This is a genomic window from uncultured Megasphaera sp., assembly GCF_900539295.1.
Classification (GTDB): domain Bacteria; phylum Bacillota; class Negativicutes; order Veillonellales; family Megasphaeraceae; genus Megasphaera.
In genome coordinates this window covers 22,873-38,304 of the sequence record NZ_UQBH01000008.1, presented here as the reverse complement: position 1 = coordinate 38,304, position 15,432 = coordinate 22,873, and the positions used below count along the sequence as shown (strand labels likewise).

Annotated in this window: 14 protein-coding genes; 7 read left to right on the top strand and 7 right to left on the bottom strand. The window is 56.0% G+C overall.

All coding sequences use genetic code 11. From position 1 onward, the window contains the following. Window positions 1–3: 3 nt before the first annotated feature. The gene (gnd, locus tag QZQ46_RS04020; protein ID WP_296827054.1) at window positions 4–1,416 is read right to left on the bottom strand and encodes a decarboxylating NADP(+)-dependent phosphogluconate dehydrogenase; all 1,413 of its coding nucleotides are present in this window, start codon (window positions 1,414–1,416) and stop codon (window positions 4–6) included. A gap of 26 nt (window positions 1,417–1,442) precedes the next feature. Then, a complete protein-coding gene (locus tag QZQ46_RS04015; RefSeq protein ID WP_296827052.1) occupies window positions 1,443–3,008 on the bottom strand; it encodes a gluconokinase in 1,566 nt (521 codons plus the stop codon). A gap of 286 nt (window positions 3,009–3,294) precedes the next feature. Here QZQ46_RS04015 and QZQ46_RS04010 point away from each other — a divergent pair, with 286 nt between their 5' ends. The 7 genes from QZQ46_RS04010 (at window position 3,295) to hemL (ending at window position 10,676) form a co-directional block, all read left to right on the top strand. After that, the gene (locus QZQ46_RS04010) at window positions 3,295–3,858 is read left to right on the top strand and encodes a flavodoxin family protein (RefSeq protein WP_296827051.1); all 564 of its coding nucleotides are present in this window, start codon (window positions 3,295–3,297) and stop codon (window positions 3,856–3,858) included. 150 nt (window positions 3,859–4,008) lie between these two features. Beyond that, entirely contained in the window at window positions 4,009–4,656 is a 648-nt protein-coding gene (locus QZQ46_RS04005; RefSeq protein WP_296827049.1) for a bifunctional precorrin-2 dehydrogenase/sirohydrochlorin ferrochelatase, read from the top strand. After that, entirely contained in the window at window positions 4,646–5,581 is a 936-nt protein-coding gene (gene hemC / locus QZQ46_RS04000; RefSeq protein WP_296827047.1) for a hydroxymethylbilane synthase, read from the top strand. The genes QZQ46_RS04005 and hemC overlap by 11 nt, the downstream gene beginning before the upstream one ends. A gap of 12 nt (window positions 5,582–5,593) precedes the next feature. Then, complete coding sequence (cobA, locus tag QZQ46_RS03995) at window positions 5,594–7,114, top strand: uroporphyrinogen-III C-methyltransferase (protein ID WP_296827045.1); 1,521 nt, start codon at window positions 5,594–5,596, stop codon at window positions 7,112–7,114. After that, window positions 7,111–8,100: a porphobilinogen synthase gene (gene hemB / locus QZQ46_RS03990; RefSeq protein WP_296827042.1), complete on the top strand. Its 990-nt coding sequence runs from the start codon at window positions 7,111–7,113 to the stop codon at window positions 8,098–8,100. The genes cobA and hemB overlap by 4 nt, the downstream gene beginning before the upstream one ends. 2 nt (window positions 8,101–8,102) lie before the next feature. After that, a complete protein-coding gene (hemA, locus tag QZQ46_RS03985) occupies window positions 8,103–9,374 on the top strand; it encodes a glutamyl-tRNA reductase (protein WP_296827040.1) in 1,272 nt (423 codons plus the stop codon). 12 nt (window positions 9,375–9,386) lie between these two features. Next, window positions 9,387–10,676 carry a glutamate-1-semialdehyde 2,1-aminomutase gene (gene hemL / locus QZQ46_RS03980; RefSeq protein ID WP_296827038.1) on the top strand — a complete coding sequence of 430 codons (1,290 nt, stop codon included), beginning with the start codon at window positions 9,387–9,389 and terminating at the stop codon, window positions 10,674–10,676. 105 nt (window positions 10,677–10,781) lie between these two features. On the opposite strand, the gene QZQ46_RS03975 is transcribed toward hemL, so the two are convergent. The 5 genes from QZQ46_RS03975 to bioB all read right to left on the bottom strand — a co-directional run bounded on the left by QZQ46_RS03975 (window position 10,782) and on the right by bioB (window position 15,255). Beyond that, window positions 10,782–11,501, bottom strand: coding sequence for an amino acid ABC transporter ATP-binding protein (locus tag QZQ46_RS03975; protein ID WP_296827036.1), 720 nt, complete (start codon window positions 11,499–11,501; stop codon window positions 10,782–10,784). Next, window positions 11,488–12,153 carry an amino acid ABC transporter permease gene (locus QZQ46_RS03970; RefSeq protein WP_296827034.1) on the bottom strand — a complete coding sequence of 222 codons (666 nt, stop codon included), beginning with the start codon at window positions 12,151–12,153 and terminating at the stop codon, window positions 11,488–11,490. The genes QZQ46_RS03975 and QZQ46_RS03970 overlap by 14 nt, the downstream gene beginning before the upstream one ends. Before the next feature lie 243 nt (window positions 12,154–12,396). Beyond that, window positions 12,397–13,359, bottom strand: a complete 963-nt coding sequence (gene pfkA / locus QZQ46_RS03965) for a 6-phosphofructokinase (RefSeq protein WP_296827032.1) — start codon at window positions 13,357–13,359, stop codon at window positions 12,397–12,399. After that, the gene (locus tag QZQ46_RS03960; RefSeq protein ID WP_296827030.1) at window positions 13,356–13,916 is read right to left on the bottom strand and encodes a shikimate kinase; all 561 of its coding nucleotides are present in this window, start codon (window positions 13,914–13,916) and stop codon (window positions 13,356–13,358) included. The genes pfkA and QZQ46_RS03960 overlap by 4 nt, the downstream gene beginning before the upstream one ends. Before the next feature lie 334 nt (window positions 13,917–14,250). Then, window positions 14,251–15,255: a biotin synthase BioB gene (gene bioB, locus QZQ46_RS03955; RefSeq protein ID WP_296827028.1), complete on the bottom strand. Its 1,005-nt coding sequence runs from the start codon at window positions 15,253–15,255 to the stop codon at window positions 14,251–14,253. Window positions 15,256–15,432: the final 177 nt, after the last annotated feature.

The window sequence follows — 15,432 nt, the reverse complement described above, 5'->3', positions numbered from 1 at the left end:
CCTTTATTTCGTATAATGTTCTTTCCAGTGATGATGGAAGATTCCTTCTTTATCGACGCGCTTAAAGGTATGGGCCCCGAAGTAATCGCGCAGGGCCTGGATGAGGTTGGCCCCTACCTGGGGACTGCTGTAGGCATCGAGGTACTGAAGGGCTGCCGAGAAGGCCGGAATGGGAAGTCCCTGGCTGACGGCGAGGCCGATGATACGGCGCAGAGCGCCTTGGTTGTCATTGATTTTTTGGAGAAAGAAATCGTCGAACAAGAGGTTGTCAAGATCGGGATTCTTTCCGTAAGCTTCGGTGATCTTGTTTAAAAATTCGGCCTGAATGATGCAGCCGGCCCGGAAAATCGAAGCGATGGCGCCGTAATCGAGGTGCCAGTCATAGGTTTCCGAGGCACTCTTATAGAGGGAGAAGCCCTGAGCGTAAGCGACGATCTTAGCGGCGTACAGGCTCTGGCGAACGGCTTCGACGAAGTCGTCACCGCGCTGCGGCGTAATATCCGGTCGTACGACGGCTTGCTGAGCCTGGGTGCGGCTCGGTGCATTGGACATGACGCGGGCGTTGCAGGCTGCCGTAATCATAGAGATATCGACGCCTTGTTTCATCGATTCGATGCTGGTCCAACGGCCGGTCCCCTTCTGACCGGCAGCGTCGGCGATCTTATCGAGAACCTGGCCGCCTTCTTCATCGTCTTCGGCGAAGATGTCAGCTGCAATGCCGATGAGGAAGCTCTTCAGTTCTCCCTGATTCCATTCATGGAAAATCTTAGACATGGCAGCATTGTCATAGCCGCCGACGTATTTCAGCAGTAGGTAGGCTTCGGCAATGAGCTGCATGTCGGCGTATTCGATGCCGTTGTGGACCATCTTGACGTAATGACCGGCACCGTCAGCGCCGATGTAAGTGCAGCAGGGCTTGCCGTCCGAAGCTTTGGCCGCAATGGCTTCATAAATAGGCTGGATTTCAGCGTAGGTTTCCTTATTGCCGCCGGGCATGATAGCCGGACCGCGGCGAGCTCCCGTTTCCCCGCCTGAAATACCCATGCCGTAGAAGTGGATACCCGCTTCCTTGCAGCGTTCGCAGCGGCGCTGGGTATCGCCGAAGTAAGAATTGCCGCCGTCGATGATGATGTCGCCTTCATCGAGGCGCGTGAGGAGCTGGTCGATCATGCTGTCGACAGGAGCGCCGGCCATGATCATGAGCATGATCTTCCGCGGCCGTTTGAGAGAGGCCAAGAATTCATCGAGTTCCAAAAATCCGTGAATCTTATCGTGAGGCCGTTCTTTCAGGAATTTTTCCGTCAAATCCGGCGTATAGTTGTATACAGCGACGTCATAGCCGTGGTCGGCCATATTGAGGGCCAGGTTGCTGCCCATGACGGCCATGCCGACGACACCAATATCGTGAAGCATCATAAGTACATCCCCTTTTCTGCTGAAAATTATAATTTTAATTGCTGTTGGTATGCCGCAATATCGGCAAATTCACCTTGTAATTTTTGGTAGAGGCGAGTGAAAATATCGTAGAGCTCACGGTATACGGCGGCATTTTCCTCAATAGGCGTATAGACTTTTTTGGCGTGGACCAAATTAGCCGTATCGGCAATGCTCTTTAACTTGCCGCTTGAAATGAAGCCTAAGACAGCAGCGCCGAAGGCTGCACCTTCACTGTTGTCGGGCAGGGTAATCGGTTCATTGAAGACGTCCGACATGATCTGCAGCCAGAGCTTCGATTTCGTAAAGCTGCCGCTGACCCGGATGTCCTTGACATCGCCAAATTCCCGAAGGGCTGCCATGACGCTGTTTAAGCTGTAGCAGATGCCTTCCATGACGGCACGGATCATATGGGATCGGCTGTGATTGAGAGAAAATCCGAAGAACATGCCCCGCAGTTCCGAATTCCAGTGCGGTGCCCGTTCGCCCGTAAAGCAAGGCAGGCAGATGAGGCCGTCGGCACCGGCGTCGACGTGTTCGGCCTTCATGGTCATCAGGTCATACGGGTCGATGTCCAGCGTTTCCAAGGCGCTTCCGCCGTAATGGCAAATCTTGTCGCGGACCCAGCGCAGGATCATGCCGCCGTTGTTGATGGCTCCGCCGGCGACCCACATGTCGTCAGTCAGGTTGTAGCACCAAGTACGCATCTGGGGGTCGACCTTAGGCTGACGGGTCAGCATGCGCAAGGCGCCGCTGGTGCCGATGGTACCGCTGATCTGTCCCGGTTCGACGGCACCGATGCCGACGTTGACCAAGACGCCGTCCGTAGCACCGATGACGACGGGAAGATTGGCCGGCAGGCGCAGGATCTTAGCGGCCTTTTCGCACAGTCCGTGGCTGTAGGTCGTCGAAACGACGGGCGGCAGCTGATCTTTGGTGATGCCGGCATAGGCGATGATTTCATCGTCCCATGCGAGGGTCTGTTCGTTGTACATGCCCGTCGTGCTGGCCGTCGACTTATCGACGAGCCACTCACCGGTCAGATGATAGTATAAGTAATCTTTCAGAGAACCGACAAAGCGCATTTGGCGGAACAGTTCGGGCTGGTTCTGACGGAGCCAGATAATCTTGGCAAAGGGGTAGCAGGCGTGAATCGGGCAGCCTGTCCGTTCGTAGAAGGAGCGGCATAAGGCTTCGTCTTTCTTCATGTCCCGGACGATGGCAGCACTGCGGCTGTCGGCCCAGGTCTGCATATCGTGAAGGGGTTCATAGGCTTCATCGAGAGCGGCAAAGCTGTGCATGGCCGTACTCAAGGCGATGCCGGCCAATTCCTTATTCCGGTAGCGGAGCTGTTCCGTCGTCTTGCGGATGACATCCTGAACGGCTTCGAGAATTTGAAGCGGGCTTTCTTCAGCCCAATCGGGACGGGGCGTCAACAAGGGATAGAACGCTTCGGACGAGCAGACGTTGATGCCTTCTTCCGTATAGGCAATGGCACGGACACCGGTCGTTCCGACATCGACGCCAATCCAAACTTCCTGGTTGGCTGAATCCATCGGCGTATTTGTATTCATAAGTCATACTTCCTTTCATGAATCATGGCTAGTCTTTTTTGATGCCCTTATGATACCACGGCCAACCCTCAAATGCAATAAAAATATCATTTTTAATTATCTATTTTGATATTTTAATTTCATAGGTTCATCTATTTCTATGCAAAAAGAGCAAGAGTCACCTTCAGTGATGACTGCCTTGCTCTTCGGGCCTTCCTGTGCTATAGTTATCTTGATATATATAGATGTATATAATTATTTCACTAGCTGTCTGCAGACAGTCATCTTCCATAGAGGAGGCATTCCCATGAAAGTTATCTTATTAAACGGCAGCCGACGCGAAAAAGGCTGCACCTATACGGCATTGTCCGTCGTCGCCGATACGCTCCGTGAAAATGGCATCGACGCGGAAATCATCCACGCCGTCCCTGACAAAGCCGTCGTCACGGCGGTTGCTGAAAAAATGCAGTCCGCCGACGGTCTGGTCATCGGTTCCCCTGTCTACTGGGCTTCGCCGACCGGTGAAATCGTATCCTTTATGGACCAATTAGCCGGTATGGCCGGAAACGCATTGGTCCATAAAGTCGGCGCCACCGTCGCCTCTGCCCGCCGGGCCGGCACGACGGCGACCTTGGACGTCCTCAATAAATACCTGTCCTACCACCAGATGATCAGCGTCGCTTCGAGCTACTGGCCCATGGTCCACGGCAATACGCCGGACGAAGTCAGACGCGACGAAGAAGGCCTTCAGATCATGCGCACCTTAGGCCGCAACATGGCCTGGATCCTGCAGTGCATCGAAGCCGGGAAAAAAGCCGGTATCGCAGCACCGGAGACCGAAGCCAAGATCATGACCAACTTCATCCGCTGATTTCGGTTTGACAGCCGACAAATCCGTACAGTCCCGCACTGTACGGATTTTCTCATATGGCGGTCTTTCTAAAAGTGTTGTCATTGCCACGCTTTTTTCCGGAGAATTGTGTATAATAAGGAATATATTATAAAAAAGCGAGGATTCCCTATGTATCCCATCAACGTAGATCTCCGCAGCCGGCCTTGTCTGGTCATCGGCGGCGGTACCGTCGCCGAACGAAAAATAGCCGGCCTCCTCGATGAAGGGGCAGCCGTCACAGTCATCGCTCCGACAGCGACGGAGACGATAAAAAACCGGGCCGCTGCCGGCCGTTTAATCTGGAAGGCAAAAAAATATGAGCGAGGCGACGAAAAGCCTTTCTTCCTCATCATCTGCGCCACCGACGATGAAGCCGTCAGTCTGATGGCGTCACAGGCTGCCGAAGAAGCGGGCAAATTGATCAACGTCTGCGACGTCCCCCATTTATGTAATTTCACCGTGCCGGCCGTCGTCCGTCAAGGCGACCTGCAGCTCGCCATCTCGACGAACGGCAAGGGGCCGGCCTTCTCGCGCTGGCTGCGGCAGCGATTAGAAAAATGCTTTGACGAACGCTACGGCCGCTGGCTCGATGAAGTGGCCCGCATCCGTTCAGCCGCCAGATCCGCCCTGTCCTCCCCCAGGGACCGCCACGACTTTTGGCGTGACGCGTTGACCGACGACATCATGGCCCTCGTCGAACAAAATGACATCGATGAGGCCAGCCGCCGTTTAGCCCGTCGTCTGAGTGAATTTGAAAGGAGACGTCATGAAACGTAACTTAGTCATCGGCACCCGGCGAAGTCCACTGGCCTTATGGCAGGCCGAATACATCAAAGAGGCCCTTATCCTTCACGACCCGGACCTTTCCGTACGCCTGGAACACATCGTCACCCAAGGCGATAAGATTCTCGACGTCCCCTTAGCCCGCATCGGCGGCAAAGGACTCTTTACGTCGGAATTGGAATCGCGCCTTCTCTCCGGTACCATCGATTTAGCCGTCCACAGCCTGAAAGATCTGCCCGCCGCCTTACCGGACGGCCTCTGCCTGGCTGCCGTCACGGCCAGGACCTGGGTCCACGATGCCCTGGTATCGAACCGCTATAAATCCCTCGCCGCCCTTCCCCAAGGAGCCCGGGTCGGCACGTCGAGCCTGAGAAGAAAGGCTCAGCTCCTGGCCCTTCGCCCCGATCTTACGGTCTGTGACCTTAGGGGCAACGTCGATACGAGGCTCAAAAAGCTCGACGACGGCGAGTACGACGCCATCATCTTAGCCGAGGCCGGCCTAAACCGCCTGAATCGAGGCGACCGCATTACCGAACTCCTCTCGACGGCGACTATGATTCCCGCCGTCGGCCAAGGAGCCCTGGCAGTTGAAACCAGGTCCGACGACGAGGACCTGAAACAGGCCCTGTCCTTTCTCAGCGACGAAGAAACGACGGCAGCCACCACAGCCGAACGGGCCTTCTTAGCGGCCATCAACGGCAGCTGCCAAGTCCCTGTCGGCGTCTACGGCAGCGCCAAAGGCGAAGAGCTCACCTTGTCCTGCATCATCGCTGCCCCCGACGGCAGCCGCGTCTTCCGCCACCAGGCAACGGGGCCCCTTTCTGACAGCGCCGCCCTCGGCCAAACAGCAGCCCGGACCCTCCTCGACGAAGGAGGCCGGCAAATTTTGACAGACCTCGGCATCACCCCTGCCGAATAAAGGAGGTTTTCCATGAACGGCATTGTATATCTCACCGGCGCCGGCCCCGGCGACTACCGCCTCTTGACCTTAAAAGGGCGCGACGTCCTCGGTCAAGCCGACGTCGTCATCTACGACTACCTGGCCGACGAACGGCTCCTCGACTTCGCCCGGCCTGATGCCGAAAAAATATACGTCGGCAAAAAAGCCGCCGACCACACCCTGCCCCAAGCAGAGATCATCGACTTACTGATTGAAAAAGCCCGTGCCGGCAAGGTCGTCGTCCGCCTCAAAGGGGGCGACCCCTTCGTCTTTGGCCGAGGCGGTGAAGAAAGCCGAGCCTTGCACGACGCCGGCATTCCCTTTGAAATCATCCCCGGCGTGACCTCAGCCATCGGCGCTGCGGCCTACGCCGGCATCCCCGTCACCGACCGGACGGCAGCCTCATCCTTTGCCGTCGTCACCGGCCACGAAGACCCGACGAAAAAAGCATCGTCCATCCGCTGGGATAAATTGGCCACAGCCGTCGACACCTTGGTCTTTCTCATGGGCGTCCACAACCTGCCTTTGATTACCAAAGAGCTCATGGCCCACGGCAGACCGGCCGACACGCCGGCAGCCCTGGTCCGCTGGGGCACCAAGCCCAGTCAGGAAACCTTAGTGGCTACCGTCGGCGACATCGCCCGAAAGGCAGCGGAACGCCAATTTAAAGCGCCGGCTATCTTCATCGTCGGCGACGTCGTAACCCTTCGGCCGTCCATGCAGTGGTTCGATACCAAGCCCCTCTTTGGGCTTCGCATCGCCGTCACCCGGACCCATGCCCAGGCACCGGCCCTGACCCGACAGCTGGAAGATCTGGGCGCGTCGTGCATCGAAGTCCCGACGATCCGTATCGAGCCGCCGAGCGACGCTTATACTGCCCTCGACGCGGCCATCGACAAGATTTCCCAGTACGACTGGCTCATCTTCACCAGTACCAACGGCGTCGACGCCTTCTTCCGCCGACTGTCCCGAAAAGGCTTGGACAGCCGCGCCTTAGGCCGGGCCAAATTAGCCGCCATCGGCAGCGCTACGGCAGAAGCCCTCTCAGCACACGGCCTGACCGCCGATGTCGTCCCCAGGGCCTACTGCGCCGAAGGACTGGCCGAAGCCTTGGAACCCTGTCTTTCCGGCGGCGAACATATCCTCATTCCCAGGGCCAGGGAAGCCCGGTCCTTCTTACCGGATACGCTCCGCCAAAAAGGCGTCTCCGTTGACATCTGTGAAGCCTACTGTACTGTCGGCGCCGACGAAAACAAGGAACGCCTGACAAAACTGTTAGCAGACGGCGCCGTCGACGTCGTCACCGTGACCAGCTCGTCGGCAATCCGCCACTTCCTGGAACTTACAGCCGATGCCCCTTCGGCCCTCGACAAGATGACCTTTGCCTGTATCGGCCCCATTACGGCTCAAACCTGCCGCGAACAGGGCCTCACACAGATTATAACAGCTGCGACCTATACGACGGCCGGCTTAGCTGACTGCATAAAAGATTGGAGATTAGAAAAACGATGAACGTAAATACCCTCCGCCCGCGCCGTCTGCGCCGTTCGGCACCGCTGCGGGCTATGATACGAGAAAACCACCTTTCCCTGAGTGACCTCATTTACCCCATTTTCGTCGTCCCCGGGACCGGCGTCAAAGAAGAGATTCCCAGCATGCCCGACTGTTACCACCTGTCTGTCGACAAGGCCGTCGCCTTAGCCGAAGACATTTGGCAGCTCGGCATCCGGTCCATCGAAGTCTTCGGCCTGCCGGCCTATAAGGACGACATCGGTTCCAGTGCCTGGAATCCGGAAAGTCCGGTCCAGCGCGCCATGAGAGCCATCAAAAAAGCCGTTCCCGACATGGTCATCGTCGGCGACGTCTGCCTCTGCCAGTATACGAGCCACGGCCACTGCGGCAAACTGACAGGCCATGAAGTCGACAACGACGCCACCTTGGAACTGCTGAACAAAGTCGCCGTCAGCCAGGCAGAAGCCGGTGCCGACATCATCGCCCCGTCGGACATGATGGACGGCCGCGTCGCCTCCATCCGAAAGGCCCTGGATGACCACGATTTCACCGACATCAGCATCATGTCCTACGCCGCAAAATATGCTTCGGCCTATTACGGCCCCTTCCGGGATGCTGCCGATTCGGCGCCTCACTTCGGCGACCGCCGGGGCTACCAGATGGACCCGGCCAACAGCCGCGAAGCTATGAAAGAAATCGATTTAGACCTTGAAGAAGGGGCTGACATCATCATGGTAAAACCGGCCCTGGCTTACCTCGACATCGTCCATCAGGCCCGGGAACGCTGCCAGCGGCCCATTGCCACTTACAACGTCAGCGGCGAATACGCCATGGTCAAGGCCGCCGCTCAAAAGGGCTGGATCGACGAAAAGCGCATCGTCATGGAATCCCTGACCAGCATGAAACGAGCCGGTTCGGACATCATCATCACCTACCACGCCATCGACGTGGCCCGGTGGCTGAAAAACGGCGACGTCGAGGCTTAGCCATGGATCTCGTCATTCTCGGCCTCAACCATAAAACGGTCCCCGTCGCCGTTCGGGAACGCTTTGCCATGACGGAAGACGCCATCCGAAGCGGCCTTTCGCGCCTCGACGACTACGGCGGCCTGCGCGAAGTCGTCGTCTTGTCGACGTGCAACCGCGCCGAAGTCTATGCCGTCGTCGACGACGTCCGGGACAACGAACAGGCCCTACGCAATTTCTTTTTGGACCTGGCGGGAAAACCTGTCTATGAACCGGCCTATTTCTACAGCTACACGGGAAAGGCCTGCATCGACCACCTGTTCACCGTCGCCGCCAGCCTCGACTCCCTCGTCGTCGGCGAAGGCCAAATCTTAAGCCAGGTCAAACAGGCCTACGTCCTGGCCCATGAAAACGGCGCCACCGGGGCTATCTTAAATATGCTCTTTCAACAGGCCATCGCCGTCGGGAAAAGAATCCGGACAGAGACTCATATTGCCTACCACGCCGTATCGGTCAGCTATACAGCCGTCCAAATGGCGGAAAAAGTCTTCGGCGGTTCCCTGAAAGGAAAAGGGCTCCTCTTATACGGTGCCGGCCAAATGGCCCGCCTGACGGCCCAGAACTTTCTCGGCAAAGGGGCTGACAAGCTCTACATCGTCAACCGTCACCTGGAACGGGCCGAGGAGCTGGCCCGCGACGTCGGCGGCCGGGCCGTCCATTATAAAGAGGCCGAAACCGTCGTCGACGACGTAGACATCATCATCGCCTCGACGGGAGCCCCCCACTACGTGGTCACCGTCCCCCGCCTGCGCCGCTTCCAAGAACGGCGCCAAGGTCGGCCCCTCCTGCTCATCGACATCGCCGTCCCCCGCGACATCTCGCCCGACGCCGCCGCCATCGACGGCGTAACCTTATACAACATCGACGACCTGGAAGGCATCGTCCACGACAATGAAGCCGCCCGGCAGCGCGAAGCCGTCGCCGCCAGAGCCATCGTCGACGAAGCCGTCACGGCCATGGTCGAGCGCTACCGCTACCTGTCGGTCCGTCCGGTCATCGTCAGCCTGTCTCAGCAGGCCGAACAGACGCGGCGCCACTTCGTAAAGAGGGCCCGCAACAAGCTTCCGGAACTGACGGACGACCAGTTCCGCATCGTCGAAAACTTATCTCACATCTTAGTCCGCAAAATCCTGCGTGCCCCCTTGCGGCGCACCGTCGAAGCGGCCCATACGCCCGATGAAGAACGGGTCGTTCGCGAACTGCGGAACGTATTCAACTTAGATATCAAAGAATGAGGAGGCCTTTCCATGATTCCCTTAGATAAATCAAAAGCAGCCTTTGCTGAAGCCCAGACCCTCATGCCGGGCGGCGTCAACAGCCCGGTCCGTTCGTACAGCCGCATCGGCTGCCCGCCGCCGTTTATCGCCCGAGCCAAGGGCAGCACCATCTGTGACATCGACGGCAATGAGTATATCGACTACGTCGGTTCCTGGGGCCCGATGATCGTCGGCCACGCCCATCCCCGCGTCGTAAAAGCCCTTCAGGAAGCAGCCGAACGGGGTACGAGCTACGGCGCCCCGACCCTCGTCGAATCGGAACTGGCCAAGCTCGTCCGCCAGGTCTACCCGTCCATCGAAAAACTGCGCATGGTCAATTCCGGTACGGAAGCGACGATGAGTGCCATCCGAGTCGCCCGAGGCTATACGGGCCGCGACAAGATTGTCAAATTCATCGGCTGTTACCACGGCCACGGCGACAGCCTCTTAGTCAAAGCCGGCAGCGGCGCTGCTACCTTCGGCCAGCCCGACAGCCCGGGCGTTACGGCCGGAACGGCCAAAGACACGCTGACTGTCCCCTATAACGACGCGTCTGCCTTTAAAGCCCTGATGGATCAACACGGCGACGACATCGCCGCCGTCATCGTCGAACCCATTGCCGGCAACATGGGACTGGTCCTTCCTAAGGAAGGCTACCTCGACCTCCTTCGGGAAGAAACGAAGAAACACGGCACGGTCCTCATCTTCGACGAAGTCATGTGCGGCTTCCGCTCGGCCCTCCACGGTGCCCAGCGTATCTACCATATCAAGCCGGACATGACGACCCTCGGTAAGATCATCGGCGGCGGCCTGCCCGTCGCAGCCTACGGCGGCCGACAGGATATCATGGACTGGGTCTCACCGAAAGGTCCGGTCTACCAAGCAGGGACCTTAAGCGGCAATCCCCTGGCCATGGCCGCCGGCCTTGAAACGCTGCGCATCATCACCGAAGATGCAGACTATATCGAAAAAGTCTCGGCCAAGACGTCGATCCTCACCGAAGGAATCCGCCAGGCTGCAAAAAAAGCCGGCGCAGCCGTCCAGGTACCGCAGGCCGGCACCATGTTCAGCGTCTTTTTCAGCGATGTACCGGTCACGGACTACGCCACAGCCGAAGCCTGCGACGGCAAGGCTTTCAAGAAATACTTCCTATCGATGCTGAGTGACGGCATCTATCTGGCACCGTCGCCCTTTGAAACGAACTTCGTCTCCGGTGCCCACAGCGATGCTGACATCGAAAAGACCATCGAAGCTGCAGAGAAAGCCTTCCGCTCCCTCTAAGCTGTGAACTGCTAAAAAAATATGGCCTAACACAAAACGCCCGTCTGAGCCGTAATCGCTCAGACGGGCGTTTTTCGCAGGACCTCTTTTCAGAGTTCTTGGATCTTATAAGATTTTCGACAAGAAAGCCTGGGTCCGTTCTTCCTTCGGATGGGAGAAAAGATCGTCCGGTTTCCCCTGTTCCAAGATTTTGCCTTCGTCGACGAATAAGACGCGGTCAGCCACTTCGCGGGCAAAGCCCATTTCATGGGTGACGATGGCCATGGACATGCCGTCATGAGCCAGGTCTTTGATGACGTCGAGAACTTCACGAACCATTTCCGGGTCGAGGGCCGACGTCGGTTCGTCGAAGAGGATAAATTTCGGTTTCATAGCCAAGGCGCGGGCAATGGCCACACGCTGCTGCTGGCCGCCGGACAAGGTTTCCGGATAAGCATCCTTCTTATCGGCCAGGCCGACTTTTTCGAGAAGCTGAATAGCTACTTCCGTCGCCGCTTCCTTACTTTCCCCACGGGTCTTCATGGGCGACAGGATGATGTTTTCCAAGACCGTCATGTGCGGGAAGAGATTAAAGCGCTGGAAGACCATGCCGACTTCCTTGCGGACGCTGTTGATGCTCTTGGCGTCGTTCATGCTGATGCCGTCGACGATGATTTCGCCGGCCGTCGGTTCTTCCAAGTAGTTGATGCAGCGGAGAATCGTACTCTTGCCGGACCCGGACGGGCCGATGATGACGACGACTTCTTTATCTTGAATGGTCAAATCGATGCCCCGGAGGACTTCGTGTTTGCCAAAGCTTTTTTTCAACCCTTTAATTTCTATCATCCGTTGCAAACCTCCGTTCCAAATAGCTTACCAACTGGGCGATGGTAAAGGTCATGATCAAATAAATAAAGGCGACAGTCAACCAAATTTCAAAAGAACCGTAGGTCTTGGCAATGATCAGCTGGCCACGGCGGGTCAATTCTTCAAAGCCGATGACCGAAACCAGGGATGTTTCCTTAGTCATGGAAATAAATTCATTGCCCAGCGGCGGAATGACGTGTTTGAAGGCCTGGGGCAAGATGATGTAGCGCATGGTCTGCATCCACGACAGACCCAGGGACCGTCCGGCTTCCATCTGGCCCTTATCGACGGACTGAATGCCGGCACGGAAAATTTCTGCCACATAAGCACCGCTGTTTACGGAACAGGCGGCGACGGCAGCAACAAAGGGGTTGATCCGTTCGCCAATGATCATAGGCAGGGCGAAGTAAATCAAAAAGATTTGGACCAAGAGCGGCGTCCCACGGATAATATTGACGTAGCAGACAGCCAGGATGTTCAATATTTTGACTCCTGACAAGCGGCACACACTGGTAATCAGGCCGAAAACAAAACCTAAGCCGACGGCAATCGCCGTGATTTCAATGGTAACACCGGCACCTGCCAACAGCAGAGGCAATGAATTCCAAATCAGGCTAAAATCAAATGACATGAATAACACTCCTCTTAGATGATTCAGATAAATATACAAATACACATGCTATCTTATTATACTTGCATATTTATGTGATGTCAATTCAAATTTAATAAATTCTCTTCATCTTCAGTCCCTTTTTTGCCTGCATTTGACAGAAAACGACAAAAAAAGGAATGCATAAAGGAAGGGTCCCTTATGTATTCCCCTATTTGCAGGCACAGCGGCAAAAGCCGACGGGCAGCCGCTGTGAGAAGATATCTATCGGCCTAAGAAATGAACCAGTTCAAAGAGGTTTTCGTCAATGGGATAGCGAAGCTTTGCCGCTTCTTCATAGGGCGTAGCAACGACCTTGTTGTCGATGAGGCCGATGACGCTGTTGTAGGTGCCGTCCAAGAGGCTGTCAACGGCTTTCTGGGCAAAACGGCCGGCCATGATGGCATCGTATGCCGACGGAGCGCCGCCGCGCTGTACGTAGCCGAGGACGGTCAGGTTCGGAGACAGATACGTATGTTCCTTAATATAGTCGACGACGTCAGAGCCTTTAGCAGCCCCTTCGGCGACGATGACGATACTGCTCAGTTTCTTCATGCGGTGCGATTCTTCCAGATGCTGGCAGAGGGCCTGAAGATCGACTTTGTGTTCCGGGACTAAGACGGCTTCGGCACCGGAAGCCATGCCGGCATTGAGGGCGATAAAGCCGGCTTCGCGGCCCATGACTTCAATGACGGCGACGCGGTCATGGGAAAAGGCCGTATCGCGGATCTTATTGACCGATTCGAGGACCGTATTGACAGCCGTGTCAAAGCCCAGGGTATACTGGGTCCCAACCATATCGTTGTCGATGGTCCCGGGAATGGTAACCGTCGGAAAACCAAAGCCGGCCAAGGCTTCAGCACCGCGCATGGAGCCGTCACCGCCGATGACGACCAGGGCATCGATTTCCTGTTCCCGTAAATATTCAGCAGCTTTCTGCTGCGTTTCTTTTTCTTTAAATTCTAAGCAGCGGGCTGTTCGAAGCACGGTCCCCCCATGATGAATGATCGCACCGACATCACGTCGGCCTAAGGGACGCGTTTCATGACGCAGCAAACCTTCATAACCGCGAATAATACCTTCGACAGTCAGGCCGCGCTGAATAGCGTACCGCGTGACACCGCGGATAGCCGCATTCATTCCCGGCGCATCCCCGCCGCTGGTCAATACTCCGATTTTGTTGATCATTTTACATCAGTCTCCTTCTTTTCCCTGGCAATAAACTGCACATGCCTTTCATTGATTTTATGGACAATGGATTCGACGATCTGTGACGCTCCCCCACGTGTCGTATCGACGACGCCGTCGCAGTACGGATAGATCTCTTCCCACTGTTTCATCATGGTATGGACAAAATCATGAAGATTGTCGTAGTCCACCGTCGGCCGCTTTCCAATATGGCGGCTGACTCTTTCTTCCACGCGGAACGGTTCGGATAAGAGGGCAACGATGAATCCATGACGATGCAAGATACGGTACGTATCGACGTTCATGGGAAAGTTGCCGCCAAAGGAAATCACCGCTTCATGATAGCGGCTGACTTGCTGTAAGATATTGAGCTCCCGCTCTCGAAACGCCTTTTCTCCAAAGCTGGCAAAGAAATCGGCAATGGTCATCCCGACGGCCCGCTCGATACGCCGGTCGGTGTCGACAAACTGCCAATTGAGGCGTTGAGCCAGCTTGCGTCCAATATGACTCTTGCCGCTCCCCATCATCCCGACGAGGACGATATTCCGCTTCATCATGATCGGCACACCTCCTCCAAGTAGTCTGTTCTGCATATGTACCTTCTTATTTTATCATACTTCTTTCTTGTTGACACAAAAAAAGCCGTACTTTTTCTTCATATTACTATAAACAGAACGGGACAGTCAAAAAAAGGCGCTAATTCTTCCTATAAGCCATGCGTGCCCGAGCCCATATTACTGCTGTTTAAGGTAATTTTATCCATTTTATACAAAAACAGGTGCTTCTTTCGGGACGATTCCGGTCCCGGGAGGGCCGTAAAAAAGAGATCTGCCGGACACCGACAAATCTCTTTTCAAAAGGCGTCTCTTGAAGAGGACCGCTAACTGTTACTTACGAAGCACAGGTCGTGCCGCAGTTCCCCCCTGCTTCACCGGCATCGTTGGTGAGACCCAGGCGCTTGATCATGGCCATGTCTTCGACGATGGTCGAGCCCGACGTCGTCAGCATATTTCCCGTAATCGACGCCGACGCGCCGCAGAGGAGGGCTGTAGCCCCGTTTTCAGGAAGGAGCTTGCGGCCGGCAGCCAGGCGGATGTTGGCTTCAGGATTGATGAAGCGGAAAATGGCGATGGTCCGCAGGATATCGTCGCCGGACAGTTCCTGCCGCCCTTCAAAAGGCGTGCCGGGAATGGGCATCAAGGCGTTGATGGGGATGGATTCGATGCCGAGCTCAGAAAGGCTGATGGCCATATCGAGGCGGTCTTCCCAAGTTTCCCCCATGCCGATGATGCCGCCAGAACAGACGCAGAGCCCTTCGGCCTGAGCGTCCTTAATCGTCCGGATGCGGTCGTCATAGGTATGGGTCGTACAGATCTGCGGGAAGAAGCGCCGCGACGTTTCGATGTTGTGATGGTAGCTGGTGACGCCCGTTTCCCGAAGGGCATGGAGCTGTTCCCTCGTCAGCAGGCCGTGAGACGCGCAGAGGCCGATGCGAAGCTCGCCCTTCATGGCCCGATACGTATCGAGGGCCTTTGCAAAGTCCTTCCCCGACAAGGCTCTGCCGGAGGTTACGATGGCGAAGCGGTTGGCGCCGGCATCCTGGTTGGCCTTAGCATTGGCCATGATTTCTTCTTTCGGCAGAAAATCGTATTCATCACAGCCCGTATGGTGACAGGCCGACTGAGCACAGTATTTGCAGTCTTCACTGCAGCGGCCGCTGCGGCCGTTGATGATGGTACAGAAGTCGACGTGATTGCCGCAAAAATGGTGCTGCAGTTCGCCTGCCCCCTGCTGCAGTTCGGCAAGCGGTGCCGTCAACAAAAGGCTCATATCGTCACCGCGTTTGATGCGGTATCCCTGTAAAATTTTTTCGGTCAAACCAGCAATTGTATTCATTGTTAACCAATGCCCCTCTTTCTTTTAGTGACTATGGGATTATTATACGCGTTGAAGCTCCTCTAGTCAACCGATTATTTCACAGTATAAGGTTAACAATATAGCCAAAAATCGCCGCACCGACAAGGCGGCCTCCCCTTCAAGGCCAAAAAAAAAGGCCCGTCGCAGTTGCGACAG